The organism is Streptomyces sp. NBC_01092 (genome assembly GCF_045039535.1).
Lineage (GTDB): Bacteria > Actinomycetota > Actinomycetes > Streptomycetales > Streptomycetaceae > Streptomyces.
In genome coordinates, this window is record NZ_CP108659.1 from 7,626,700 (window position 1) to 7,650,981 (window position 24,282).

A 24,282-nucleotide genomic window follows, 5' to 3' on the forward strand; every position below is an offset into this window, starting at 1 on the left:
CCTCCGCTGCGCCAATCCGTCGAACCCCGGCTCCCCACCACTACACCCCGGACAAACGCCCCTCCGCCCCCACGCCCCTACCGTGGACCACGACACACAGGACACCCCTACGCGGAAGGGCCGGGAATTCATATGACTTCCACCCACGCCTTCTGGCTCGCCGGCCGCCAGGTCAGCGGCGAGGACAGCTTTGATGTGACCTCCCCGTGGGACGGGCGGGTCGTCGGCAAGGTCAGCGTGCCGACCGACGCGCAGATCGAGGAGGCCGTGGCCGCCGCGTACGCCGTCCGGGACGAGTTCGCCGCGACCCCGGCCCATGTGCGCGCCGCCGCCCTCGACCACGTCAGCCGGCGGCTCGTCGAGCGCACCGAGGAGATCGCGCGGCTGATCTCCGCCGAGAACGGCAAGCCCATGAAGTGGGCCCGGGGTGAGGTCGGCCGTGCCGTGTCCGTGTTCCGGTTCGCGGCCGAGGAGGCCCGGCGGTTCAACGGCGGCGAGGCCCAGCGGCTCGACACCGACCTCGGCGGTCAGGGGCGGCTCGCCTTCACCCGCCGCTTCCCCAAGGGCGTCGTCCTCGGCATCGCGCCGTTCAACTTCCCGCTGAACCTGTGCGCCCACAAGATCGCCCCGGCCGTCGCCGCCGGCGCGCCGATCATCCTGAAGCCGGCCCCGGCCACCCCGCTGTCCGGCCTGATCATCGGTGACCTGCTCGCCGAGACCGAGCTTCCGGCCGGTTCCTGGAGCATCCTCCCGGTCCCGAACGACCGCATGCCCGCCCTCGTCCAGGACGAGCGCCTGCCGGTCATCTCCTTCACCGGCTCCGAGAAGGTCGGCTACGCGATCATGGACTCGGTGCCGCGCAAGCACTGCACCCTGGAGCTCGGCGGCAACGGCGCGGCGGTCGTGCTCGCCGACTTCGCCTCCGACGAGGACCTCGACTGGGCCGCGACCCGCATCGCGACCTTCTCCAACTACCAGGGCGGCCAGTCCTGCATCTCCGTGCAGCGGGTGATCGCGGACGCGTCCGTGTACGACCGGCTGCTGCCGCGCCTCGTCGCCGCCGTCGAGGCCCAGGTCACCGGCGACCCGAGCGATGACGCCACCGAGGTCGGACCGCTGGTCAGCGAGGACGCCGCCAAGCGCGTCGAGACGTGGGTGGACGAGGCGGTCGCCGCCGGCGCCGCCCTCCTCGCCGGCGGCAAGCGCGACGGTGCCTCCTACGCGCCGACCGTCCTCGCCGACGTGCCGGCCGACGTCACGATCGCCTGCGAGGAGGTCTTCGGACCCGTCCTCACGGTGCACAAGGTCGACGGGGAGGCCGCCGCCTTCGCCGCCGTCAACGACTCCAAGTACGGCCTGCAGGCAGGTGTGTTCACCCACGACCTGCAGACCGCCTTCCGTGCCCACCGGGCTCTGGAGGTCGGCGGTGTCGTCGTCGGCGACGTCCCGTCCTACCGCGCCGACCAGATGCCGTACGGCGGCGTCAAGCAGTCCGGCGTCGGCCGTGAGGGTGTGAAGTTCGCGATGGACGACTACACCTACGAGCGCGTGATGGTCCTCACCGGCCTGGCACTCTAGCTCATGGGAACCATTTTCATATAGAGTTCCCGAAGGGGCCCGGCACCGATGCCTTCCGGTGCCGGGCCCCTTCTTTGCGTCGGCCTGGTCCGGACCCTCAACCGGAGAAGCCGACGTGCGCGAGCCGCAGTGGGCCGCGCAGTCCGATCTGGACGTCGCGCACGCCCTCGGCGATGATCTCGGCGGTCAGCGTCGAGTAGGCGTACCGGTCCGCGCCCTCGGGCGCCCGGAACGTGAGGGCGGCCAGCACCGGGCCCCCCTCCAGCGACACCTCGACCACACCGTCACCGGACGCCGTCACCGTCACCTCCGTGACGCCGCCCGCGAAGTCGCAGTCCCGGTAGACCAGTTCGCCCGTCCTGCCCTGGGCCGCCGTCACCGCATCGCCCGACGTCTTCGTCCGGTCGACGATCGCGACGCCGCACTGGTCGTCGAAGTCGGCCGCCGCCAGGCCGTGCCGGAGGACGGGGCGCGGCGTCGCGGGCTCGCCGTCGAGGAGCACGGTCGTCCGCAGCCGGACGTCCTCGCTGGAGGCGCCGGCCAGCACCTCGTACGGGCCGGGCTCGCGGCGCCATCCGCCCCGTGTCACGTCCCAGAAGTCGAAGGCGGCCAGGGGGACTTCGAAGGTCAGCTCCCGGCGCTCGCCGGGCTCCAGCCGCACCCGGCTGTGCGCCTGCAGTTCGCGCCGCGGGCGCGGCACCGCCGGGTCCACGGCGCGGGAGTAGAGCTGGGCCACCTCGTCGGCCGCCATGTCGCCGGTGTTCGTGACCGTGAAGGTGACGTGCAGCGAGCCGTCCGTCGTCCGGGTCGCGAGGTCGGCGTAGGAGAAGGTCGCGTACGACAGACCGTGGCCGAACGGGAACAGCGGGGTGCCCTCGAAGTACAGATAGGTCTGGTGGCCGCCGATCACGTCGTAGTCGAGGATATCGGGCAGGTCGGCGTCGTCGGCGTACCAGGTCTGCGGGAGGCGGCCGGCGGGGGAGACGTCTCCGGCCAGGATCCGGGCGAGTGCGGTGCCGGCCGCCTGGCCGCCGTGGGAGGTCCAGAGCATCGCCGGGAGGGCGGCCGGGTCGACCGCGTAGGGGTAGGCCGACACCAGTGCCAGCATGGTGTCCGGGTTGGCGGCGCGCGCCGCGCGCAACAGACGCTCCTGGTGGGCGGGAAGGGCGAGCGTCGTACGGTCCTCGGTCTCGCGGCCGTTGATGTGCGGGTCGTTGCCCGCGACCACCAGGACCACGTCCGCCTGCGAGGCGACCCGGGTCACCGCGTCCTCGCCGCGTTCGACGACGATCAGCTCGAAGATCTCCGGGTCCGCTTCGGCAACCCTGACGCCGTCGGCGGCGACTGAGACGTGGCGACCCGTACCGATGTGCCTCAGGAGGTGTCCGTTCCCGTGCGGTTCCAGGCGGAACGTCTCCTGGACGACCCAGCCTCCGGGCTGGTCGGCGGAGGCGCGGACCCGGCCGTCCTCGGCGACCGAGAGGTAGCGGCCGTCGGGCGCGCGCAGGGTCAGCACGCCCTCGCCCCAGTCGACGAGGGCGAGTTCGGTGCCGGCCCGGTCGCATGTCAGCGGGGGCAGGTCCGTACGGCCGGACAGCAGCGCCGGGTCGAGGGCGCCCTCGGCGCCGCGCACCTCGACGAGGGCCTGCGCCTCCGGGACGTACAGGAAGGCGCCGGTCGAGGTCTTCAGGCGGACGCGGTCCACGCCCTCCGCGAACTCCACCCGCTCGGCGCCGAACCGCTCGTACAGGCCCTCCAGCGGGGTCGAGCGGTGGATGAGCGTGCCGCTGTACCAGTCGAGCTTGCACTCGTCGGCGAGCAGGCCGACCACCGCGAGCCGGGTGTCGGGCGCGAGCGGCAGCAGCCCCGCGCCGTTCTTCAGCAGGACGACCGACTGCTCGGCGGCCTCCTGAGCGAGGGCGCGGTGGGCCGGGGTGTCGAAGTCCGTGGTGAGCGCGTGCGGGTCGTGCTGCGGGTCGAACTCGCCGAGCCGGAAGCGGACCGAGAGCTGGCGGCGCACCGCCGCGTCGAGGTCCGACTCGGTCAGCAGGCCCCGGTCCAGGGCGCCGCGGACGCGCGCGGTGATCTGCGAGCTGTCGGTGCCGTGGTCGGTGAAGCTGTCGACGCCGGCCAGCAGCGCGGCGGCCGTGGCTTCCTCGTGGGTGTCGAAGTAGTGCTCGGAGTCGACCAGGTTGGAGGGCGCGCCCGCGTCCGAGCAGACCAGGAGGTCCTCGTCGGTCCAGGTGCGCAGGTGCTCGTTCAGATACGGCGAGAGGTGGTTGGGGCGGCCGTTGACCAGGTTGTACGCCGGCATCACCCCGGCCGTCGCGCCCGCCTCGACCGTCTCGCGGAAGGCGCGCAGGTCGTACTCGTGGAGGACGCGCGGGCGCACCGAGGAGGACGTGACGTCGCGGCCCGTCTCGTTGTTGTGCGCCAGCCAGTGCTTGAGGACGGGCGCGGTGCGCCAGTACGTCGGGTGGTCGCCGCGCAGGCCACGCGTGTAGGCGGTGGCGAGGGCCGAGGTGAGCTTCGGGTCCTCGGAGTAGCCCTCTTCGCCCCGGCCCCACAGGGGGTGGCGCAGGAGGTTGACCGTGGGGGACCAGACGTTGAGGCCGACGCGGTCGTCGCGGGCGCGCATCGCGCGGGCCTCCTTGGAGACCGCCTCGCCGACGCGTCGTACGAGATCGGTGTTCCAGGTCGCGCCGAGGCCGACGGCCTGCGGGAAGACGGTCGCCGCACCCATCCACGCCACTCCGTGCAGCGCCTCCTGGCCGGTGCGGAAGGCCGCGATGCCCAGGCGCTCGACCGCGGGCGTGAACTGGTGCAGGAATCCGATCTTCTCGTCGAGGGTGAGGCGCGACAGCAGGTCGTCGATGCGCTTCGCGAACGGGAGTTGTGCATCGCGGAAAGGCGGCGTGTGCGGCGTGTGTGCGGTCACTTGGGGATCCCCTTGCGATGGATCGGCTTGGTTCTTTCGAAGCGCTTCGATGCTCATTCGACTGTGGGGTGGGTGTCAAGACACCTAGAAGGAATCTTGGAAGCGACTCTTGTGCACCCATGGGCGTTCACTTAACCTCGCTGCAACATCGAAGCGCTTCGACAGTGGGGTTGACGCAATGACGCCGAAAGCCGCCTCCTCCGCCTCCTCCGGACCGAGCCGGAGAAGCTTCCTCGCCTCCTCGGCGGTCGCCACCGCAGCGGTGGCCGGGGGGATGCCGCTGCTCGCCGCCTGTGGCGGAGCGGACAGCGGTTCGCGCGAGGGGACCACGTCGGGCAAGGACGCGAAGAAGATCCTGCCGGCGTACGTGGCCAGCAATGTGGTGACGCCGGACATCCCGTCGAAGAACGGCTCCTCGCTCGGCTTCACCAGCGAGCTGGACCTGGCGGACCTGAAGGCGTCGGTCCCGAAGAAGCTCGGCAAGGGCGGCAAGGTCACCATCATGTCGCCGTTCTGGGGCTCCCCGCCCAAGGGCGGCAACCCCTACTACACGGCGATGAACGACCTGACCGGCGTCGACGTCCAGTGGCAGAACCAGGACGGCAACACCTACGACCAGAAGCTCGGCGCGGTCCTCGCCTCCAGCGACGTCCCCGATGTCGTCGTGGTCCCCGGCTGGAACATGGGCGGCAAGATACCCAGTGCCATCATCAGCAAGTTCGCCGACCTCGGCCCCTACCTCTCCGGGGACAAGGTCAAGGAGTACCCCAACCTCGCGGCGATCCCGACGGACGCCTGGCAGCGCTCGATATTCGGCGGCGCGCTGCGCGGCCTGCCGATGCCGGCGTCGTACGTCACCAACATCGTGCCCCTCTACCGCCAGGACCTCTTCGACAAGGAGGGGTACCAAGTCCCCACCTCCACCGACGAGTTCCTGGCGCTGGCGAAGGACATCACCAACGCCAAGGCCAAGGTGTGGGCCTGCGGCGACATGAAGTGGACCGCGTTCAACTCCTTCGGCGTGCTTTCCGGTTCGGAGAAGCCGCTCGGCTGGAACCTCGTCGACGGCCATCTGGTCTACCGCATCGAGACGGAGGAGTACCTCGAAGCGCTGGAGTGGACGCGCAAGCTGTTCGCCGCCGGGGTCGTCCACCCCGACTTCGAGCTGGGCAAGAGCCAGGCCACCGACCCGCAGACCAAGTTCGCGGCCGGTGAGTTCCTGATCTACAACAACGACATCTCCAGCTGGTACGGCCTGACCGCCTCCCAGGCCGCCCAGAACCCGGACTTCAAGGTCTCGGGCATGGACATCTTCGGCGCCGGCGGCAGCGGCCCGAGCCCGTGGGCCGCGCAGCCCGCGGGCATCTTCGCGTTCATCAACAAGAACGCCGCCGAGTCCGTCGTCCGCGACGCGCTCGCCGTCGCCAACGTGACGGCGGCGCCGTACGGCACGAAGGAGTACATGCTCACCAACTACGGCGTCGAGGGCACCCACTACACCCTCAAGGACGGTGTCCCGGTCAAGACGGACCAGGGCAACAACGAGGTCCTCAACGCCTACGTGATGGTCGCGAGCCCCGCCTCCACCCTGGCCCACCCGGACTACCCGGCGGTCGCCAAGGCGCAGGTCGAGTGGCAGCAGCGGATGGGTGCCCGCACCAAGAAGTCGTCGTTCTGGGGCATGCAGATCACCGAGCCCGCCCGCTACACCAACCTCTCCAACGACTTCGAGCAGTTGGAGGACGACATCGCCCGCGGCCGCAAGAAGGTCAGCGACATGCAGCAGGCGGTCTCCGAGTGGAAGAGCAAGGGCGGCGACAAGCTGCGCGACTGGTACAAGAAGATCCTCGACGAGAACGGCAGCGCGGCCAACTGATCCGGGGCTCCAGACAAGGAGAAGGCCGTGTCCAACAGCACGGTGCCTCGGAGCAGGGCCGAGGCGAAGAGGAAGACCGCACGTGGGCGCACCGTGGTGGCGCCTGGCGTCGGCACCGGATCCGACGGGAAGCGTCCCTCGGGCAAGCAGAGCCGGATGGTCCGGTTCTGCCGCGACCGGCTGCTGCTCCTGATGACACTGCCGGCCGTCGTGCTGGTCCTGCTCTTCAACTACATACCGATCCTCGGCAATGTCGTCGCCTTCCAGGACTACGACCCCTACATCAGCGACAACGGCGTCGTCTCCATGCTGAACAGCCCCTTCGTGGGCATGGAGAACTTCCAGCGGATCTTCGACGACTCGGCCTTCTGGAACGCCGTCCAGAACACGCTGATCCTGTTCTTCCTCCAGCTCGTGCTGTTCTTCCCGATCCCGATCCTGCTCGCGCTGCTCATCAACAGCGTGGTCAGGCCCCGGATCCGGGCGGTCTCCCAGGCGATCCTGTATCTGCCGCACTTCTTCTCCTGGGTGCTGGTCATCGCCGTGTTCCAGCAACTGTTCGGCGGCGCCGGGATCTTCTCCCAGCTGCTGCGGCAACACGGATACGACGGCCTCGACTTCATGACCGACCCGAGCACCTTCCCGCTGCTGATCACCGCGCAGAGCGTGTGGAAGGACGCCGGCTGGGGGATCATCGTCTTCCTCGCCGCGCTCGCCTCGGTGCCGCCCGACCTCTACGAGGCCGCCGCGATGGACGGTGCGGGCCGCTGGCGGCGCATGTGGCACGTCACGCTTCCCGCACTGCGGCCGGTCATCGCCCTGCTGCTGGTGCTGCGGGTGGGGGACGCGCTGACCGTCGGCTTCGAGCAGATCCTGCTGCAACGGGACATGGTCGGGCCGGGCGCCGCGGAAGTCCTCGACACCTTCGTGTGGTGGAACGGCGTACGCAACCAGGACTTCGGCTACGCGGCCGCCGCGGGCCTGGTCAAGGGCGTGGTCAGCCTCGGACTGGTCCTCGCCGCGAACAAGGTGGCCCATCTCATGGGCGAGCAGGGGGTGTACAAGAAGTGACCGCCGTGATCGACAAGACGGTGCGGGGGCCCGGCCGGTGGGCCTCGGCGCCGCCCCGGCCCAGCTGGGAGGAGGAGCCCTCCAAGGCCGGGCTCGCCGGCAAGGGTCTCGTCCTGACGCTGGCCTGCCTCGGGATTCTCTTTCCGCTGTGGATCGTGGTCGTGACGAGCTTGTCGTCGCGCAAGACGATCGACGCGGCCGGTGGACTCGTGATGGTGCCGAAGGACATCACCTTCATCGCCTACAAGGAGCTGCTGAGCGGGGGGCAGGTCACCAGGGCGGCGGTCATCAGCGTGCTCGTCACCCTCGTCGGCACATTGTTCTCCATGGGCGTGTCCGTGCTGTGTGCCTACGGGTTGTCCCGGACCGGTTCGCTGGGCCACCGGTGGATTCTGATGGTGCTGCTGGCGACGATGTTCTTCAGCGCCGGGCTGATTCCGACGTATCTGTTGGTGCAGACGCTTGGGCTCACCGATTCCTATTTGGCGCTGATTCTTCCCAGTGCGGTGAGTGTGTTCAACATCCTTGTGCTGCGTGGGTTCTTCATGGGGATCTCGCAGGAGCTGATCGACAGTGCGCGGATTGATGGTGCGGGGGATTTCCGAATTCTCTGGCAGATCGTCATGCCATTGTCCCGGGCCGTCATCGCGGTGATCACGTTGTTCTACGCGGTGGGGTACTGGAGTGCGTGGTTCAACGCGTCGTTGTATCTGAACGATCAGGACATGATGCCGTTGCAGAACGTGATGATTCAGCTGGTGCAGAAGCAGGAGGCGCCGGTTGGGTTGGGGCAGGCCATCAAGACAGGGCAGTTGTCGGGGCTGGCCGTTCAAATGGCCGTGATGGTCATGGCGCTGCTGCCAGTTGCTGTGCTTTCTCCCTTTGTCCAGAAGCATTTCAAGAAGGGCATGCTCACTGGGGCCGTCAAGGGCTGATTGGCGGGTGCGGGTTGTTTGTGGCTGGTCGCGCAGTTCCCCGCGCCCCTTTGGGGCGCGCTCCACTCCCCCTGTTGCAGAGCGAGGTAAGTCCATGCGCACATCCGGCCTGAGCAGAAGAGCCGTCCTTGCCGGGACCGCTGCCGCCGCCGCGCTCACCACTGTCCCCTTCCTACCCGGGCGCGCCCAGGCGGCCGCCCCCACCTACCGCTGGCGTACCGCCGTCATAGGCGGCACCGGTTTCGTCACCGGCGTCCTCTTCCACCCCTCCGTCCGCGGCCTCGCCTACGCCCGTACCGACATCGGGGGCGCCTACCGCTGGGACGACCGTCACGAGCGGTGGGTCCCGCTGATCGACCACCTCGGCTGGGACGACTGGAATCTGCTCGGCGTGGAAGCCATGGCCGTCGACCCGGCCCACCCCGACCGGCTGTACCTCGCCCTCGGCACCTACGCCCAGTCGTGGGCCGGCAACGGAGCCGTGCTGCGTTCCGACGACCGCGGTGCCACCTGGACCCGTACCGACCTCGCCGTGAAACTCGGGGCCAACGAGGACGGGCGTGGGTGCGGGGAGCGCCTGCTCGTCGATCCCCGGGACAGCGACACGCTGTGGCTCGGTACCCGGCACGACGGGCTGCTCAAGTCGACGGACCGGAGCGCCACCTGGCAGGCCGCGAGCTTCCCGGCCACCCCCAGTGCCACCGGCCAGGGCGTCACCTTCCTCGTCGTCGTCGGCCGTACCGTCTACGCCGGCTGGGGCGACTCCGACGGCACGGCCGACGAGCCCAACCTGTACCGCACCACCGACGGCACCACCTGGGAGCCCGTCCCCGGCCGGCCCACCGGCACCGTCGCCAGGGTTCCGATCCGCGCCTCGTACGACTGCCACACCCGTGAGCTGTACGTGACGTACGCCGACGCGCCCGGCCCCAACGGCCAGTCGGCCGGCAGTGTGCACAAGCTGCGGACGACGGACGGGAAGTGGACCGAAGTCACGCCGGTGAAGCCCGGCGGCACCGACACCTTCGGCTATGGCGGTGTCGCCGTCGACGCCCGCCGCCCCGGCACCGTCGTCGTCTCCACCAACAACCGGTGGGCCGACATCGACACGCTGTACCGGACCACCGACGGCGGTCGCACCTGGACGTCCCTGAAGGACACGGCCGTCCTCGACGTCTCCGAGACGCCCTACCTCAAGTGGGGTGAGGGCAAGCCCAAGTTCGGCTGGTGGATCCAGGCGGTCGGCATCGACCCGTACGACTCGCGGCACATCGTGTACGGCACGGGTGCGACCCTCTACGGCACCCGGGATCTCACGCACTGGGCCCCGCAGATCCGTGGCCTGGAGGAGACGTCCGTCCGTCAGCTGCTCTCGCCGCCGGCCGGGGAAGCGCATCTGATCAGCGGCAACGGGGACATCGGCGTGGTGTACCACGAGTCGCTCACCGCGTCCCCGGCGCGTGGCATGGCCACCAATCCCGTGTTCGGGTCGTCCACCGGGCTCGCGCAGGCCGCGGCCAGGCCGTCGTACGTCGTCCGGGCGGGCTGGGGTGACCACGGCAACGGCGCCCACTCGAACGACGGCGGGCAGACCTGGGCCCCCTTCGAGGCACAGCCCGCCATCGCCAAGGACGCGCCGGGGCCGATAGCCGCCAACGCCGACGGCAGCGTGCTGCTGTGGTCCTTCGTGCACTGGGACGGCACCCCCTACCCGACTCAGCGCTCCGCCGACAACGGCGCCACGTGGTCCGAGGTCACCTCCTTCCCGAAGGGGGCCACCCCGGTCGCGGACCCGGCAGACCCGTCCGTCTTCTACGCGTTCGACACCGCCACCGGCACCCTCCACGCCAGCACCGACGGCGGTCTGACGTTCGCCGCGCGGGCCGGCGGGCTCAACTCGGGGGACAGGGAGTTCCAGCTGGCCGTGGCGCCGGGCCGGTCCGGTGACCTGTGGCTGAGCCTCAAATGGAACGGCCTGTACCGCTCCACCGACGGCGGCGCGACCTTCAGCAAGGTCTCCAGCTGCTGGGCCTCGTACACCCTCGGCTTCGGCAGGGCGGCCCCGGGCGCCTCCTACCCGGCGCTCTACATGGTCGGCGCCACCGAGAGCGTCACGGCCGTCCACCACTCCGACGACGAGGCCGGGACCTGGGTGCGGATCAACGACGACCGGCACCAGTGGGGCTGGATCGGCGCGGCCGTCACCGGCGACCCGCGCATCCACGGCCGTGTCTACCTCGCCACCAACGGGCGGGGTGTGCAGTACGGGGAGCCCGTCTGATGCCGGACCTGAGCGTCGCCACCCGTGGCCGCATCCTCTTCGGCGGCGACTACAACCCCGAACAGTGGCCCGAGGAGACCTGGCACGAGGACGTCCGGCTGATGAAGGAGGCAGGCGTCAACTCGGTCACCCTCGGCGTCTTCTCCTGGGCGAAGCTCGAACCCCGGCCGGGAGCACGCGAGTTCGGCTGGCTGGACCGGCTGATGGACCTGATGCACGACAGCGGCATCGGCGTCGTCCTCGCCACCCCGACCGCCTCGCCGCCGCCCTGGATGGGCCGCCTCCACCCCGAGACACTCCCGCGCGACGAGGACGGCCGCACCGAGTGGTGGGGCTCGCGCCAGCACTTCTCCCACTCCAGCGCGACCTACCGCCGCTACGCCGCCGCCATCACCGAGGACCTCGCCGCCCGCTACGGCAGCCACCCCGCGCTGCGGATGTGGCACATCAACAACGAGTACTGCACCTACGACTGGGGAGACGAGGCCGAGGACGCCTTCCGCGGCTGGCTCCAGGCCAGGTACGGCACGCTCGACGCCCTCAACCGGGCCTGGGGGACCGCTTTCTGGAGCCAGGGCTACGGCGACTGGTACGAGGTCCTGCCGCCGCGCCGGGCGCACTACATGAAGAACCCCACCCAGGTTCTGGACTTCCAGCGGTTCACGTCCGACGCGCTGCTGGAGTGCTACCTCGCCGAGCGGGACATCGTCGCCCGGCACAGCCCGCACATCCCGGTCACCACCAACTTCATGGCGCTGTGGCAGGGGCTGGACGCCTGGCAGTGGGCCGAGCAGGAGGACGTCGTCTCGATCGACATCTATCCGGATCCGCGGGATCCGTTCGGCGGGCAGTACGGCGCCCTCGTGCACGACATGACGCGTTCGCAGGCCCGCGGCGGGCCCTGGACGGTGATGGAGCAGGCCGCCGGGCCGGTCAACTGGCGCGGGGTCAACCACCCCAAGCCCGCCGGCCTGGGCCGCCTCTGGTCCCTCCAGGCCGTGGCCCGCGGTGCCGACGCCGTCTGCTACTTCCAGTGGCGGCAGTCCCGGCAGGGCTCGGAGAAGTTCCACTCCGGGATGGTCAGCCACGCGGGCGAGCACGGCCGCACCTTCCAGGAGGTCAAGCGGATCGGTGCCGAACTCGCCCTGCTGAGCGAGCGGGTGACGGGCACCCGGGTCGAGGCCGCCGAGGTCGCCGTACTCCTCGACTTCAACGCCTGGTGGGCGAGCCTGCAGGACGGGCGGCTGTCCGGCGAGGTCGACTTCCCGCAGGTCGTCCGCGCCTGGCACCGCGCTCTGTGGGAGGCGCACGTCGTGGCCGACTTCGCCCACCCCGAGCACGACTTGTCCGCCTACAAGCTGGTCGTCGTGCCGCAGCTGTATCTGATGACGGACGCGGCGATCGACAACCTCGTCGCCTACGTCCACCAAGGCGGCACCCTCGTCTGCGGCTTCCAGACCGGCATCGCCGACGAGGACGACCGGGTCCGCGAGGGCGGCATGGACGCCCGGCTGCGCGCCCTGTTCGGCATCGGCGTCCTGCACGACTGGTGGCCGCTCGACGCGGGCGAGACGGTGGACGTCGCGGGCTTCCACGGCACCCTGTGGTCCGAGGAGATCGAGGCGGCGGACGACGTCGACGCCGTCACCCCGTACAAGGGCGGCGAGCTGGACGGGCTCCCGGCGGTCCTGCGCAAGGGACGCGCCTGGTACCTCTCCACCCTCCCCGAGTCGCACGCCCTGCGCACGCTGCTCGCCGACATCGCCGCCGAGACGGGCGTACGACCGACCCTCGCGGGGCTCCCGGCAGCGGTCGAGGCGGTACGGCGGGGCGGGCTGCTCTTCCTGCTCAACCATGGGCGCGACGGGGTCACCGTGCCGGTGCCCGGCCGCCATCGCGACCTGCTGACCGGGGCCGACGTCACCGACGCGGTCGAGCTCGGGCGGTACGGGGTCGCGGTACTGGAGGCCGTCGCATGAGCGGGCCGGCGCACGGCACCTGGGAGCCGGCCCCCGCCGCCCGCTGGGAGGACGCCTTCCTGAGCGGGAACGGCCGACACGGCGTCATGGTGTTCGGTGATCCGAACACCGACCGGGTCATCGTCAACCATCACACCCTGGTCCGCCCCAACGGCGCCGAACACGCCCGACCGCCCGCCCTCGCCGCCGAACTCCCGCTTCTCCAGGACCGGTTGCTGGCCGGAGACGTCACCGCCGCCGAGAGCTTCACCGACGGGCGGGAACTCCAGTGGGTGCGGCCCTTCCATCCCGCCTTCGGGATACGGCTTCGCAACCAGAGCGCCGAGCAGCCCGACGGCTACCGTCGCGAGGTCGATTTCCCGACCGGTGTGGTCAGTGCCCGGTGCGGCGGCCGGCGCAGCGAGGTCTTCGTCTCCCGTGCCGACGACGTCATCGTCCACCGCGTCACCGAGCCCGGCCTCAGCGCCGAGGTGACCCTGGACCACCAACTGCCGGGCGCACCGCATGACTTGGCTGTGGGGCACAGTGCCGTCCTCGCCCCCGAAGGTGCGCTCCTCACGCTCCGCGTCCGCCGTCCCGGCAGCGACCGCGCCTACACGGGCATCACCCTCGCCGTCGTCACCGGCGGACCGGACGGCCGTATCGGCACCTCCCTCCCCGGCATCCGGATCGAGAACGCCCGCTCCCTGCTCCTCCTCACCCGCGTCCGGCGCCACACCGGCGAGCTGGACGCCCTCGCCGAGGCACGTGAGCTGCGCGCGCTCCTGCCCGAGGGCGACGACGACCCGTACGCCTCCCTGCTCGCCCGCCATGTCGCCCTGCACCGCCCCGCCTACCTCCGCGCCGGCCTCGACCTCGGCGGCGACGAACGCGAACGCACCCTGCCCGGCTCGGAGTTGCTCCGCCGCTCGAAGAGCCCCGCCCTCCTGGAACGCCTCTTCGCGGCCGGCCGCTACCACCTGCTCTCCGCCTCCGGCATGCTGCCGCCCCGCCTCACCGGCCTGTGGACCGGCGACTGGAACACGGCCTGGTCGGGCGCGTTCACCACTGACGCCAACCTCAACCTCCAGACCGCCTCGGCAGCGGCGGCCGCGCTCCCGGAGGTGACCGAGGCCCATGCCGCCCTCGTCCACGGCCAGGTGGACCACTGGCGCGACAACGCCCGCGCGATCTTCGGCACCCGTGGCGTCGTGGCGCCCGCCCACACCGACGGCGAGTCCGGGCACATCTACCACTTCAGCCGCGAGTACCCCCTGCACCTGTGGACCGCGGGCGCCGACTGGCTCCTCAAGCCCCTCGTCGACCACGACGAGACCCGGGGCGAACGCGACCCGCGCACCGCCGCCCTCCTCGCCCAAGTGGCTGAGTTCTACGAGGACTTCCTCACTCGCACCGACGCCGAGGGCCATCTCGTCGTCGTCCCCTCCTACTCGCCCGAGAACCGCCCGGGAGGCGCGAGCTGGGGCACGATCAACGCGGCCATGGACCTCTCGGCCGCCCGGCACGCCCTGCGCACGGCCGCCCACTACCACCCGGGCACCCCCGAGGCCGATCGCTGGCGCGCCCTCGCCGACCGTCTCCCACCGCACCGGATCAACGCCGACGGCGCCCTCGCCGAGTGGGCGTGGCCCGGCCTGCAGGACACCTACGACCACCGCCATCTCAGCCACCTCTACGGCGTCTGGCCGCTGGACGAGATCACCCCGTACGACACCCCGGACCTCGCGTCGGCCGCCCATCGCGCCCTCGAACTGCGCGGCGCCGAGAACGACTCCGCGCACGGCCACCTCCACCACGCCCTGATCGCGGCCCGCCTCAGGGACGGCGACCGGGTCGCCCACGCCCTCGACCAGGTCCTCGGCGGCGACTTCTTCCACGCCTCCCTGATGAGCGCCCACTACCCGAACCGCGGCGTCTACAACGCGGACGCGGCGCACACCCTGCCCGCCGTACTGATCGAGATGCTCGTGCAGTCGACCCCGGACCGGCTGGTCCTGCTGCCGGCACTGCCGCCCGACCTGCCGGAAGGCCGACTGCGGGGCATCCGCACCCGGTTCGGCGCGCAGCTCGATCTGACCTGGGCGCCCGGCGGGGTCACGGCGATCCTCAGGTCGACCCGCACCCTCCGTATCGAACTCCGGACTTCCTCCGGCGCCGCTCGACCGCTCGACCTGGTGGCCGGAGAAGACCACGTCCTCAGCCTCGGGGCGTGGTGACCCCCGCAACTCCCCCCACCCATGGAAGGGACACCATGGCACACAGCAAACTCCGCAAGATCACCATGGCCGTGCTGGCCCCGGCGATGGCCCTCGGCGCCACCGTCGGCCTCGCCTCCGCCCCGGCACAGGCCGCCGTCTGGAACTCCTGCGACCAGTGGGGCAACACCAGCCTGAACGGCTACACCCTCTACAACAACATCTGGGGCTCCGGCGCCGGCAGCCAGTGCGTCTGGGCCAACTCCGGTACCAACTGGGGCGTCTGGGCCAACCACCCGAACACCGGCGGCATCAAGTCCTACCCGAACGCCAAGAAGGTGATCAACAAGACGATCGCCTCCCTCGGCTCGCTCACCAGCAGCTACAACGTCACGGTCCCGTCGTCCGGCGCGTACAACACGTCGTACGACATCTGGGACACCGACTACGACTACGAGATCATGCTCTGGGTCAACTACAACGGCGCCGTCGGCCCGCTCGGCACCTCGCAGGGCAATGTCACCCTCGGCGGCCACACCTGGACCGTCTACAAGGGCAGCAACGGAGTGAACGAGGTGTTCTCGTTCCTGCGGACCTCCGACTCCAGCTCCGGCAGCGTGGACATCAAGCCGATCCTCGGCTGGATAGCCAACACCAAGGGCTGGATGTCCAGCGGCGAGACCATCGGTGACGTCCAGTTCGGCTACGAGATCACCTCGTCGTCCGGCGGCCTCGACTTCGTCACCAACAACCTGACGGTCAGCAGTAGTTGACCGCTTCCCGGGCCGATGCCGTACGCCCACGCGGCGCCGGCCCGGGTCCCTCGGCCGTCAGTGCTTGAGCTCCTCCAGCAGCTTGGTGGCCGCCATCGCCCAGGTCCGCTTCTGGGCCAGCGCGGAGCGGACCGTCGCGGCGTCGGCGAACGCGGCGTCCAGATGGCCGAGAGCCATCGCGATCGCCATCCTCCAGTCGTCGACGTTGGCATCGTCGTGCCGCTTCCCGTTGCGCACCGGCACCACGAGCCGGGTGATCATCTCCGGCAACTCCTGGGACAGGAGTTCCTCCAGCAGCAGACCCAGACCGCTGGCACCGCTGATCAGGACGGGCGTGCCCGAGGTGATCGCTTCCAGTCCGGCCAGCCCGAATCCCTCGACCCGTGAGGGCATCAGAACCAGGCTGGAGGTGCGCAGATCGCTGCGGATCACCTCCAGATCGTCGGTGAAGTTCCGGGGCAGCACCTTGACCGCAGGGCAGTCGGCCAGGTCCTCCAGATGCTCCTTCAGCGCTTCGGCGTTGTCCTCCGGCCGCATCCCTCGCACCATGAGCTGCACCTCACGGTGCGCAGTACGGCCCCGCATGGCTGCGCCGACCGCGCGCGCCGCCAGGTCGACGCCCTTGATCCCGTCGTCGGAGAGCCGGCCGAAGAGCAGGATTCTCGGCACGAACGGAGGCCGGGTGCGGGGTTCCTTGCTGAATCCGTCGGGTCCGTCGAACCCCGGGTCGAGCCGCACCGGCGAAGCGATGCCCGCCCTCTCGTGCACATGGCGGGCGAACCACTCGTGCAGCAGCGGCCCGACGCAGACCGTGAGCTTCGCCCCCCGCGCCAGGTCCTCCTCGGCGCTCGCGCGCTCCTCGGCCACCGCCGCCGAGTTCGTCGCGGCACCGGGGTCGCGCCGCTTGAGGAAAGGGGTGTCGTCGGCGGACATGTGGATGAAGTGCACCCGCTGCGCGTTCGGGAAGTAGCTCTGCATCACCTTGGCGTAGTAGCCGGTGACCCAGCTGTGCCCGATGACGATGTCCGGCGTGACACCGCCGGGCAGCTCCGGCTTCTGCATGAGGGCTTCCTGACGCGGCCGTCCCGGAGGCACGGGCGCGCCGATCAGCCGCACGTCGTACTTGTCGGCGTCCGCCGCCTCCTTCGCAGAGGGTTCGGGCACCAGGCAGTACGTCTCCAGGCCCAGGGCCGCGAAAGCCAGGCACAGATAGCGGCTGAACGCGCTCAGGCCTCCCTTGGCGGGCAGCCATTCGTCGGCGACCACCAGGATCCGCTTGCCAGGGGAACCGCCGCCCCCTGCCGCACCGGGCACATCCGGCTCCGGCGCGGCCTGTGCCGGCGGAACCGCCCGCCCGGCGAATCCGGCCGGCGGTGCCTCGCCCGGATGGTCGGCCCGCGCCTCCTCGGTCCACGCCGTCCCGTCCCACACCATGGGTGCGCTCGCCCACTCGCCGCCGAGCACCGGACCCAGCAGCGCGGCGGCCTCGGCGGGCGTCCCGCTGTCGATCCACGCCACGGCGCCCGTCTCCCGGTTGACCAGTTCCACCCGGACCGAGCCGGCGACCGCGGGCGGGGCCGACGCAAGCCATCCCACGATCTCCCGCGAGGCCCGGCCCAGTGACCGCTCGCCGTCCTCCCCGGCTGCGCCGAACGCGCTGACCACGACGGCGGTGACCGCATGTCCGCCCGCTCCCTCCGGGCCGCGGTCACCCAGGTCGAGACCGGGCTTGGCCTGAACTCCCGCCTTCCGGAAGCGATCGAGGAGAACGTCGGCGACGAACGACCTGGTCGACTCGGCGAACAGCCCAGCGGCAACCTGGACGATCAGAGAGAACATCGCGTCGGCCATGCCCCGATGATGTCAGAGAACCCACGGTTTCTCCCTCTGTACCGAGCTCACCGTGATTGCATGACCACGTGCTGTCGAGCCCCGGAACTCCGCTCCTGGAAACCCTGTTGGTGCCGGACGCCGTGTTCCGTACCGCGCCCGGCGAGCCGCCGGATCCGGAGCTCTTGCAGCGTGCGGCCCGGGCCGCGGCCGGACTGCACCAGGCCGCGCGGTGGCGCGAACTCGCCGGGTTCTACGGCGACCTGGCCGACGACGCCTGGCGGGACGGCCGGTATCGGCGCAGCCTGCGGTTGTTGCTCGCCGCCCGCGTGGTCGCCGTCCGAGCGGGGGACGACGCGAAGGTCGTCGGCGTCACGAGCCTGCTCGCCATGCGCCACCGGCTGCGCCGTGGCTTCCTGGTCGCCGAGATGTGGGACCACGTCCAACTCGCCCTCCCGCTGGAGGAGCCGACGGCCAGGGCGCACGCGGTCGCATGGCGGGAACTGGCCACACTGCGCGGGCTGACCGGCGAGTACCAGGAGGGCATCGCTCACTGCGAGCGGTCGCTGGAGGTGTGCCGCGCTTTCGCGGACCGGCCCGGGATGACCCTGATCCATGTACAGACCCTGCTCGAACGCAGCCTCGACGAACGGCTGTCGGGCCGGCTGGACCTCGCGACCGCGACCCTGGCGCAGGCGCGGACCCTTGCCGAGGCGCACGAGAAGGAGGTGAACGACCTCACCCGCGGCATGATCGCCGTGCGCCAGGCGCGACTTCATGTCATGACCGGCGCCCCGGAGGCGGGACTCGCGGCCTACCTGCGCGCCGAGGCCCTGTTCACCGGGGTCAGCGCCGACAACCTCGCGATCACGAAGATCTCCCGGATCGAGTGTCTGGGAGCACTGGGCCGCACAGCGGAGGCGCTGGCACTGGCCGACGAACTGGCCGAGGAGTGCGAGCGGACCGGTGAGCAGTCCCGGCTCGGCCAGGTCCTGCTGGAGCGGGCCGAAATCCAGTACGCGGCCGGGGACTTCGCGGGCGCCGAGGCCACGGCCCGCCGAGCGGGGCGAGTCCGGCCGGACGACGACTCCCTCGAAGCACTGCGCCGCCGGCGGCACCTGGCGCGCGCCCTGCTCGCCTCCGGCGGTGACCAGCGCGAGGCGGCGGCCCAGCTGGCTGTGATCCTCGCGACCGCTTCCCGCCCGGACCGCCGGGATCTGGCCCGCACCTGGCAGGCCCTCCACGACGCACTGTCGATCTCCGACGAGTCGGTGCTGCCCTCCGCCGTCTGGTTCGCTGCCGGACGTGGCGCGCTCACCGGTGCGGAGCTGCAACGCGACCTGCTGAGCGACCCGGCCGCGCGCTGGGGTGTGCACGCGGAGCGCGAAGAGGCGTACACCGCCGCGATCAGGCTCCACTGCGCCGTCTCGGATCACGAGGCCGTCGCCCAGGTCATGGAGCTGGGCCGGGCCGACCTGCTCAACCGGGTGCTGTCGGACGGGAATTCGCTCGCCGGCCCGCTGACCGGGCTGCCGCTGCTTCCCCCGCCGGCCGACGAGCACCTGTTGCACGACCTGTTCGCGCTGGGCTCCGCCGTGGCGCAGGTGCTGGCGGGAGGGGGCGACGACGAGGTCGGTGTTCTGCCGCTGCCGGGCGGGCTGCCCTCCGCCCAGGCCCTGGACGCGCTCGCGGACGTCGTCGTGATGGTGCAGCTCGGCCACGGCACCGCGGGCTGGTGGTCGGCGACGGCCGTACGGGAACGGGGCGGCCGCTGGCACGCGACGGTGGAGCCGGTGCCCGAGCGGCTGGACGGGGTGATCGGACGGCTGGCCGCCGGTGAGCTGCTGCCACCACGCGGCGTGACCAGCTCCGTGTGGCGGGCGCTGGGCGAGGTCCTGCTGCCCGCCCGGGAGATCTGGCGAGGCAGTCTGGACGCTCCGCGCTCGGTCGTTGTCTGCCCGGACCCCCGTCTGTGGCATGTGCCCTACGGCGCCCTCCTGCGCGGGGACACCGCTCTGCTGGACGTGGCGGAGGTCGTGCTGACGCCGAGCCTGCGCACCCTGTGCCTGGTCCGTGACCGGGCGAGGCCCGCCGGTTCGACGGGAGAAGGCGCAGGGCCGGCGGGCAGCCTCCTGGACGACGCGCTGCCCGCGCACACGCAGGAGCGGGCCGCGCTGGACGCCTGGCCCGGCGGGCACCGGCCGCTCGGCGGCCTGGCCGACGTGGCGGGGCTCGCGCACCCGGCCCTGCTCTACGTCAGCGGTCACTCGGCCGCCCCGGGCGATGCGGCGCTGGGCCCGTCCGCGGTCACCCTGGACTCGCTCGCCGCCCTGCCACTGCCCGAACTGCTGCTGCTCGTGGGCTGCTGGAGCGCCACCGCGGCCAGCCGCTATGGCCGGGACCCGCTGAGTCTCGCCGTCGGAGGCCTGCTCGGAGGCGCGCGGACCGTGCTCGCCGGGGTCGGGCGGATCGGCGAGCAGGCCGCCGCCCGTATCGCCGCCGAGGCCTTGCGGCAGATCGCCGACGGAAGGCCGGCGCGGTCGGCGCTGCGGACCGCCGCGCGGGAAACGCGCGACCGGTACCCCGAGCTCGGCCCGTACGACTGGGCCGGCATGTGCGTGATGGGGGCCGGGGACTGATCCGGGGTCAGCCGGCCGTCGCCGGGCGCAGCCCCGGCCGGGGCTCGAAGGCCGACGCCGAGACGTCCCGGGCGAGAACGGCGCCCTGGACGCCGTAGGTGGGGATCGCCTCGATCCGCAGAACCACGCAGAAGCGCTCCGTGCTCGCCAACCGGGCCGACAGCTCCCGGTGGGAGCGGCGCAGGAAGATCATGGCCGCGTGGTTGGCGAGGGCACTCTGGCCGCACACGACGAACACCGGCCGGGTCGCGGACGGCGGCCGGAACTTGGCGACGAGCGCGTGTTCGCGCTGCCCGCGCTCCCAGGGGAAGGTTTCGCCTCCCACGACGACGGCCATGGAGTCCGGCCGGTCGCTGAAGGGCCGGAGCTCGACCCCGGGAACGTTGTGCTCCAGATGCCCGGCGGTACGGACGTTGGAGCCGTTCTCCGGGCCGCCGATGCAGAACTCCGCGCACGGACCGTTGCTGTCGCGGAACTCCCCGCTGACCCGCATCGACACCTCGCAGCCCAGTTCCCGGGCCAGCACGACGGCCTCGACCATGGCCTGCACGTCGTGGTGTGCGGCCACCCCGGGCCGGTCCCACTTGTGGTTCATGACGACGATGCACGTCTCGCCCGGCCGCATACCGAAGAACCCTGCCATCCGATGCAGCGCACGTGCCTTGCGGCCGTGGTGCCACAGCCAGACGAATGCCGCGCTGAGCATGCTGGTGAGCAATCCGATCGCCACGTTCAGCGTGAGCCCCGCCACCACCGTCCCCCTCCGTCGAACCACCGTCTGACGTCGTTGGTGCGCCGTCATTCTCCCGGTTCGACCGGGCGCCTTCCAGTTCCCCGGAGCGGCGCCCGGCGTCGAGCGGTCCGCCGCAGTAGCCGCTACTCGGCGATCGGCAGAAAGGCCCCGTCCCGCAGGAACAGCGGTATGCGGTCCAGCGGAGCGTCCACCGTCACGGTCGTACCGCCGTCGTACGTCTCACCCGTCCACGCGTCCGTCCAGCTCGCGCCCGCCGGGAGATACGCCGTGCGGGCCGTCGCGCCCGCCGTCAGCACCGGGGCGACCAGCAGGTCGCGGCCGAAGAGGTAGGCGTCGTCGACCGACCAGGCCGGCCGGTCGTCGGGAAACTCCAGGAACAGCGGCCGCATCACCGGCAGGCCCTCCTCGTGGGCCTCCCGCATGACGTCCAGGACGTACGGCTTCAGACGCTCGCGCAGCCGCAGGTACTTCTCCAGGATCGCGCCGGCCTCCTCGCCGTACGACCACACCTCGTTCGGGCCGCCGGTCATCTCCGGGCCGAGCGGCATGCCCGGGTCGCGGTAGCCGTGCAGGCGCATCAGCGGGGACAGGGCGCCGAACTGGAACCAGCGGACCATCACCTCGCGGTACGCCGGGTCGTCCGGGTCGCCGCCGTGGAAGCCCCCGATGTCGGTGTTCCACCAGGGGATGCCGGAGAGCGCGGTGTTGAGGCCGGCCGCGATCTGGCGGCGCAGGGTCGGGAAGTCGGTGCCGATGTCGCCGGACCACAGGGCGGCGCCGTAGCGCTGACTGCCCGCCCACGCCGAGCGGTTGAGGGTGACGATCTCCGACTCGCCCTCCGCGCGCAGGCCTTCGTGGAAGGCGCGGGAGTTCTCGGCCGGGTAGATGTTGCCGACCTCCAGCCCGGGGCCCGCCCAGTAGCGCAGGTTCTCCTGGAAGCCCGGCTTCAGCTCCGGCTCGCAGGCGTCCAGCCAGAAGGCGGTGATGCCGTAAGGGTCGAGGTAGTTCTGCTTGATCCTCGACCACAGGAATGCACGGGCGTCGGGGTTGGTGGCGTCGTAGAACGCCACCTGGACGGTCGACGCGACCTCCTTGTCGGGCCAGTCGGCGTGCGCCATCGGGCCGTACTGGGTGCCGATGAAGTGGCCGCGCTGCTCCATGACCGGGTGGTTCTCACTCAGCGGCGAGACCGAGGGCCACACGCTGACCACCAGCTTGATGCCGAGCTCGTCCAGCTCACGGACCATCGCCGCCGGGTCGGGCCACTCGGCCGGGTCGAACTTCCAGTCGCCGAGGTGCGTCCAGTGGAAGAAGTCGCAGACGATCGCCGAGACCGGCAGGCCCCGGCGCTTGTACTCCCGTGCCACGGCGAGGAGTTCGTCCTGGGTGCGGTAGCGCAGCTTGCACTGCCAGAAGCCCGCCGCCCACTCCGGCAGCATCGGCGTGCGGCCCGTGACCGCGCTGTAGCGGCGCTGGCCGTCGGCCGGGGTGCCCACGGTGATCCAGTAGTCGATCTGGCGGGCGGAGTCGGCGACCCACCGGGTGCCGTTGTGCGCGAGCTCCACGCGGCCGATCGCCGGGTTGTTCCACAGCAGGGTGTAGCCGCGGCTGGAGGCGAGCACCGGGATGCCGACCTCGGCGTTGCGCTGGACCAGGTCGAGGACCAGGCCCTTCTGGTCGAAGCGGCCGTGCTGGTGCTGGCCGAGGCCGTACAGCTTCTCGTCCTCGTAGGCGGCGAAGCGCTGCTCCAGCCGGTGATGGCCGTTGCCGACGGCTGTGTAGAGGCGCGGGCCCGGCCACCAGAAGTGGGCGCGCTCCTCGGCGAGCACCTCCGTGCCGTCCTCGGTGCGCAGGAAGCGGATCAGACCCTCGGCATCGACGCGGACGGTCAGTGCGCCCACGGTCAACTGTGCCTCTTCGTCACCGATCTTGACCGAGCTCTCGGTGGCCTCAGGCTCGTCGAGCAGGGCATTCGGCAGTCCGTCGAGGATCGGTCCACCGAGCCGGGTACGCACCCGGACCGCGTCCGGCCCCCATGGCTCGACGGACACGGTCTCCTGGCGGCCGCTCCACTCCAGCGCGCCGTCCCGCTCGCGGAACGTGCCGACGGTGGGGGAGGACTGCGCGAGAGAGACCTTCGGCTGGTGTGCGGCAGGCTGAGACACGAGGCGCGCTCCTGGAGGAATGCAGACAGGGGTGTGCGTACAGGCACGTGAGGCAGGGGCCGTCAGGAGGCCGACGGCGCCGGGCCCGTGCTCGCCCGGACCGTCAGCTCGGGCGCGATCAGGACGACTTCGTCGCTGCCGCGCCCGTCCAGCTTGGCGATGAGCTGCTGCACCGCATGCCGGCCCATCTCCTGCGCGGGGATGGAGACCGACGTCAGCCGCACCGAGGCCTGGATGGCGACCTGGTCGGGGCAGACGGCGACGACCGACACGTCCTCCGGCACGGCACGGCCCTGCTGGCGCAGCAGGGCGAGCAGCGGCTCCACGGCCGACTCGTTCTGCACGACGAACCCCGTGGTGCCCGGGCGCTCGTCGAAGATCCGGGCGAGGGTGACGGCCATCGCGTCGTACCCGCCCTCGCACGGCCGGTGCAGCAGCCGCATCCCCAACTCCTGGGAACGCAAGCGGAGTCCGTCGAGCGTGCGCTCCGCGAAACCGGTGTGCCGCTCGTAGACGGCCGGGGCCTCCCCGATGACAGCGATGTCGCGGTGCCCCAGCGTGGCCAGATGCTCCACGCACAGCGCGCCGGTCGCCTTGAAGTCGAGGTCGACGCAGGTCAGGCCGGTCGTGTCGGCGGGCAGCCCGATCAGCACGGACGGCTGGTCGGTGCCGCGCAGCAGCGGCAGCCGCTCGTCGTCGAGCTCGACGTCCATCAGGATCATCGCGTCGGCGAGCCCGCTGCCGGTGACCCGGCGCACGGCGTCGGGGCCCTCCTCGCCGGTCAGCAGCAGGACGTCGTAACCGTGTGTGCGGGCCGTGGTGGCGACCGCGATGGCGATCTCCATCATCACCGGCACATACATGTCGGTGCGCAGCGGGATCATCAGCGCGATGATGTTCGACCTGCTGCTGGCCAGGGCACGGGCACCCGCGTTCGGGTGATAGCCGAGCTCGCGGATGCTCTGCTCGACCCGCTGCCGGGTGGTCGTGGAGATGGACCGCTTGCCGCTGAGGACATAGCTCACCGTGCTCGCCGAGACTCCGGCGTGCTGGGCGACCTCGGCGAGGGTGACCATCCGCTCTCCAAGCTTTGTGAAGCGCTTCGACAGTGCGCGATGCGAACATGGGCGGGTGTGAGGGTGGTTCGACAGTAGCCCCGGCAGGCTTGGGTGTCCATAGGTTGTCGAAGCGCTTCGACAGTTTTTCCAGGACGCAGGCGTATTCAAGGGCACGGGCCGCCTGGACACCAAGGCGTACTCCGTCAGTAT

The 24,282-nt window shown here is 71.0% G+C and carries 14 protein-coding genes; 9 read left to right on the top strand and 5 right to left on the bottom strand.

Translation table 11 applies throughout. The annotated features are described in order from the left end of the window. Positions 1-132 precede the first annotated feature (132 nt). Positions 133-1,578, top strand: a complete 1,446-nt coding sequence (locus tag OG254_RS34785) for an aldehyde dehydrogenase family protein (RefSeq protein ID WP_405589742.1) — start codon at positions 133-135, stop codon at positions 1,576-1,578. Between the two features lie 97 nt (positions 1,579-1,675). Here the strand turns inward: OG254_RS34785 and OG254_RS34790 are convergent, their stop codons facing one another. Continuing rightward, positions 1,676-4,516, bottom strand: coding sequence for a glycoside hydrolase family 3 C-terminal domain-containing protein (locus OG254_RS34790; RefSeq protein WP_405589745.1), 2,841 nt, complete (start codon positions 4,514-4,516; stop codon positions 1,676-1,678). A 178-nt stretch (positions 4,517-4,694) separates the two neighbouring features. Between OG254_RS34790 and OG254_RS34795 the strand changes: the two genes are divergently transcribed. From OG254_RS34795 to OG254_RS34825, 7 genes are all read left to right on the top strand, one after another. Continuing rightward, on the top strand, positions 4,695-6,392 hold the full coding sequence (locus OG254_RS34795) for an extracellular solute-binding protein (RefSeq protein WP_405589748.1): 1,698 nt from the start codon (positions 4,695-4,697) through the stop codon (positions 6,390-6,392). Between the two features lie 27 nt (positions 6,393-6,419). Then, positions 6,420-7,463, top strand: coding sequence for an ABC transporter permease (locus OG254_RS34800; protein ID WP_405589751.1), 1,044 nt, complete (start codon positions 6,420-6,422; stop codon positions 7,461-7,463). Further along, positions 7,460-8,398 (top strand): carbohydrate ABC transporter permease, encoded by a 939-nt coding sequence (locus OG254_RS34805; protein WP_405589754.1) that lies wholly within the window; start codon positions 7,460-7,462, stop codon positions 8,396-8,398. The genes OG254_RS34800 and OG254_RS34805 overlap by 4 nt, the downstream gene beginning before the upstream one ends. A 94-nt stretch (positions 8,399-8,492) precedes the next feature. Continuing rightward, positions 8,493-10,679: a 1,4-beta-glucanase gene (locus OG254_RS34810; protein WP_405589757.1), complete on the top strand. Its 2,187-nt coding sequence runs from the start codon at positions 8,493-8,495 to the stop codon at positions 10,677-10,679. Then, positions 10,679-12,658, top strand: a complete 1,980-nt coding sequence (locus tag OG254_RS34815; protein WP_405589760.1) for a beta-galactosidase — start codon at positions 10,679-10,681, stop codon at positions 12,656-12,658. Before OG254_RS34810 ends, OG254_RS34815 begins: the two co-directional genes overlap by 1 nt. After that, entirely contained in the window at positions 12,655-14,874 is a 2,220-nt protein-coding gene (locus tag OG254_RS34820) for a glycosyl hydrolase family 95 catalytic domain-containing protein (RefSeq protein WP_405589762.1), read from the top strand. The genes OG254_RS34815 and OG254_RS34820 overlap by 4 nt, the downstream gene beginning before the upstream one ends. Before the next feature lie 35 nt (positions 14,875-14,909). Continuing rightward, the gene (locus OG254_RS34825) at positions 14,910-15,626 is read left to right on the top strand and encodes a glycoside hydrolase family 12 protein (protein WP_405589765.1); all 717 of its coding nucleotides are present in this window, start codon (positions 14,910-14,912) and stop codon (positions 15,624-15,626) included. A 57-nt stretch (positions 15,627-15,683) separates the two neighbouring features. Here the strand turns inward: OG254_RS34825 and OG254_RS34830 are convergent, their stop codons facing one another. Next, a complete protein-coding gene (locus tag OG254_RS34830) occupies positions 15,684-17,477 on the bottom strand; it encodes a glycosyltransferase family 4 protein (protein WP_405589768.1) in 1,794 nt (597 codons plus the stop codon). Between the two features lie 68 nt (positions 17,478-17,545). Between OG254_RS34830 and OG254_RS34835 the strand changes: the two genes are divergently transcribed. After that, positions 17,546-20,095 carry a CHAT domain-containing protein gene (locus OG254_RS34835; protein ID WP_405589771.1) on the top strand — a complete coding sequence of 850 codons (2,550 nt, stop codon included), beginning with the start codon at positions 17,546-17,548 and terminating at the stop codon, positions 20,093-20,095. Between the two features lie 7 nt (positions 20,096-20,102). Here OG254_RS34835 and OG254_RS34840 read toward each other — a convergent pair whose 3' ends face one another. The 3 genes from OG254_RS34840 to OG254_RS34850 form a co-directional block, all read right to left on the bottom strand. Next, positions 20,103-20,849, bottom strand: coding sequence for a hypothetical protein (locus OG254_RS34840; protein WP_405589774.1), 747 nt, complete (start codon positions 20,847-20,849; stop codon positions 20,103-20,105). 122 nt (positions 20,850-20,971) lie between these two features. Then, positions 20,972-23,014 carry a TIM-barrel domain-containing protein gene (locus OG254_RS34845; RefSeq protein WP_405589777.1) on the bottom strand — a complete coding sequence of 681 codons (2,043 nt, stop codon included), beginning with the start codon at positions 23,012-23,014 and terminating at the stop codon, positions 20,972-20,974. 62 nt (positions 23,015-23,076) lie between these two features. Further along, positions 23,077-24,090 (bottom strand): LacI family DNA-binding transcriptional regulator, encoded by a 1,014-nt coding sequence (locus OG254_RS34850; RefSeq protein WP_405589780.1) that lies wholly within the window; start codon positions 24,088-24,090, stop codon positions 23,077-23,079. Positions 24,091-24,282 lie beyond the last annotated feature (192 nt).

Bases quoted from the DNA above. Each gene is read 5' to 3' on its own strand.
- OG254_RS34785 (WP_405589742.1), top strand. From the start codon at position 133: ATGACTTCCACCCACGCCTTCTGGCTCGCCGGCCGCCAGGTCAGCGGC.
- OG254_RS34795 (WP_405589748.1), top strand. From the start codon at position 4,695: ATGACGCCGAAAGCCGCCTCCTCCGCCTCCTCCGGACCGAGCCGGAGA.
- OG254_RS34810 (WP_405589757.1), top strand. From the start codon at position 8,493: ATGCGCACATCCGGCCTGAGCAGAAGAGCCGTCCTTGCCGGGACCGCT.
- OG254_RS34815 (WP_405589760.1), top strand. From the start codon at position 10,679: ATGCCGGACCTGAGCGTCGCCACCCGTGGCCGCATCCTCTTCGGCGGC.
- OG254_RS34820 (WP_405589762.1), top strand. From the start codon at position 12,655: ATGAGCGGGCCGGCGCACGGCACCTGGGAGCCGGCCCCCGCCGCCCGC.
- OG254_RS34825 (WP_405589765.1), top strand. From the start codon at position 14,910: ATGGCACACAGCAAACTCCGCAAGATCACCATGGCCGTGCTGGCCCCG.
- OG254_RS34830 (WP_405589768.1), bottom strand. From the start codon at position 17,477: ATGGCCGACGCGATGTTCTCTCTGATCGTCCAGGTTGCCGCTGGGCTG.
- OG254_RS34850 (WP_405589780.1), bottom strand. From the start codon at position 24,090: ATGGTCACCCTCGCCGAGGTCGCCCAGCACGCCGGAGTCTCGGCGAGC.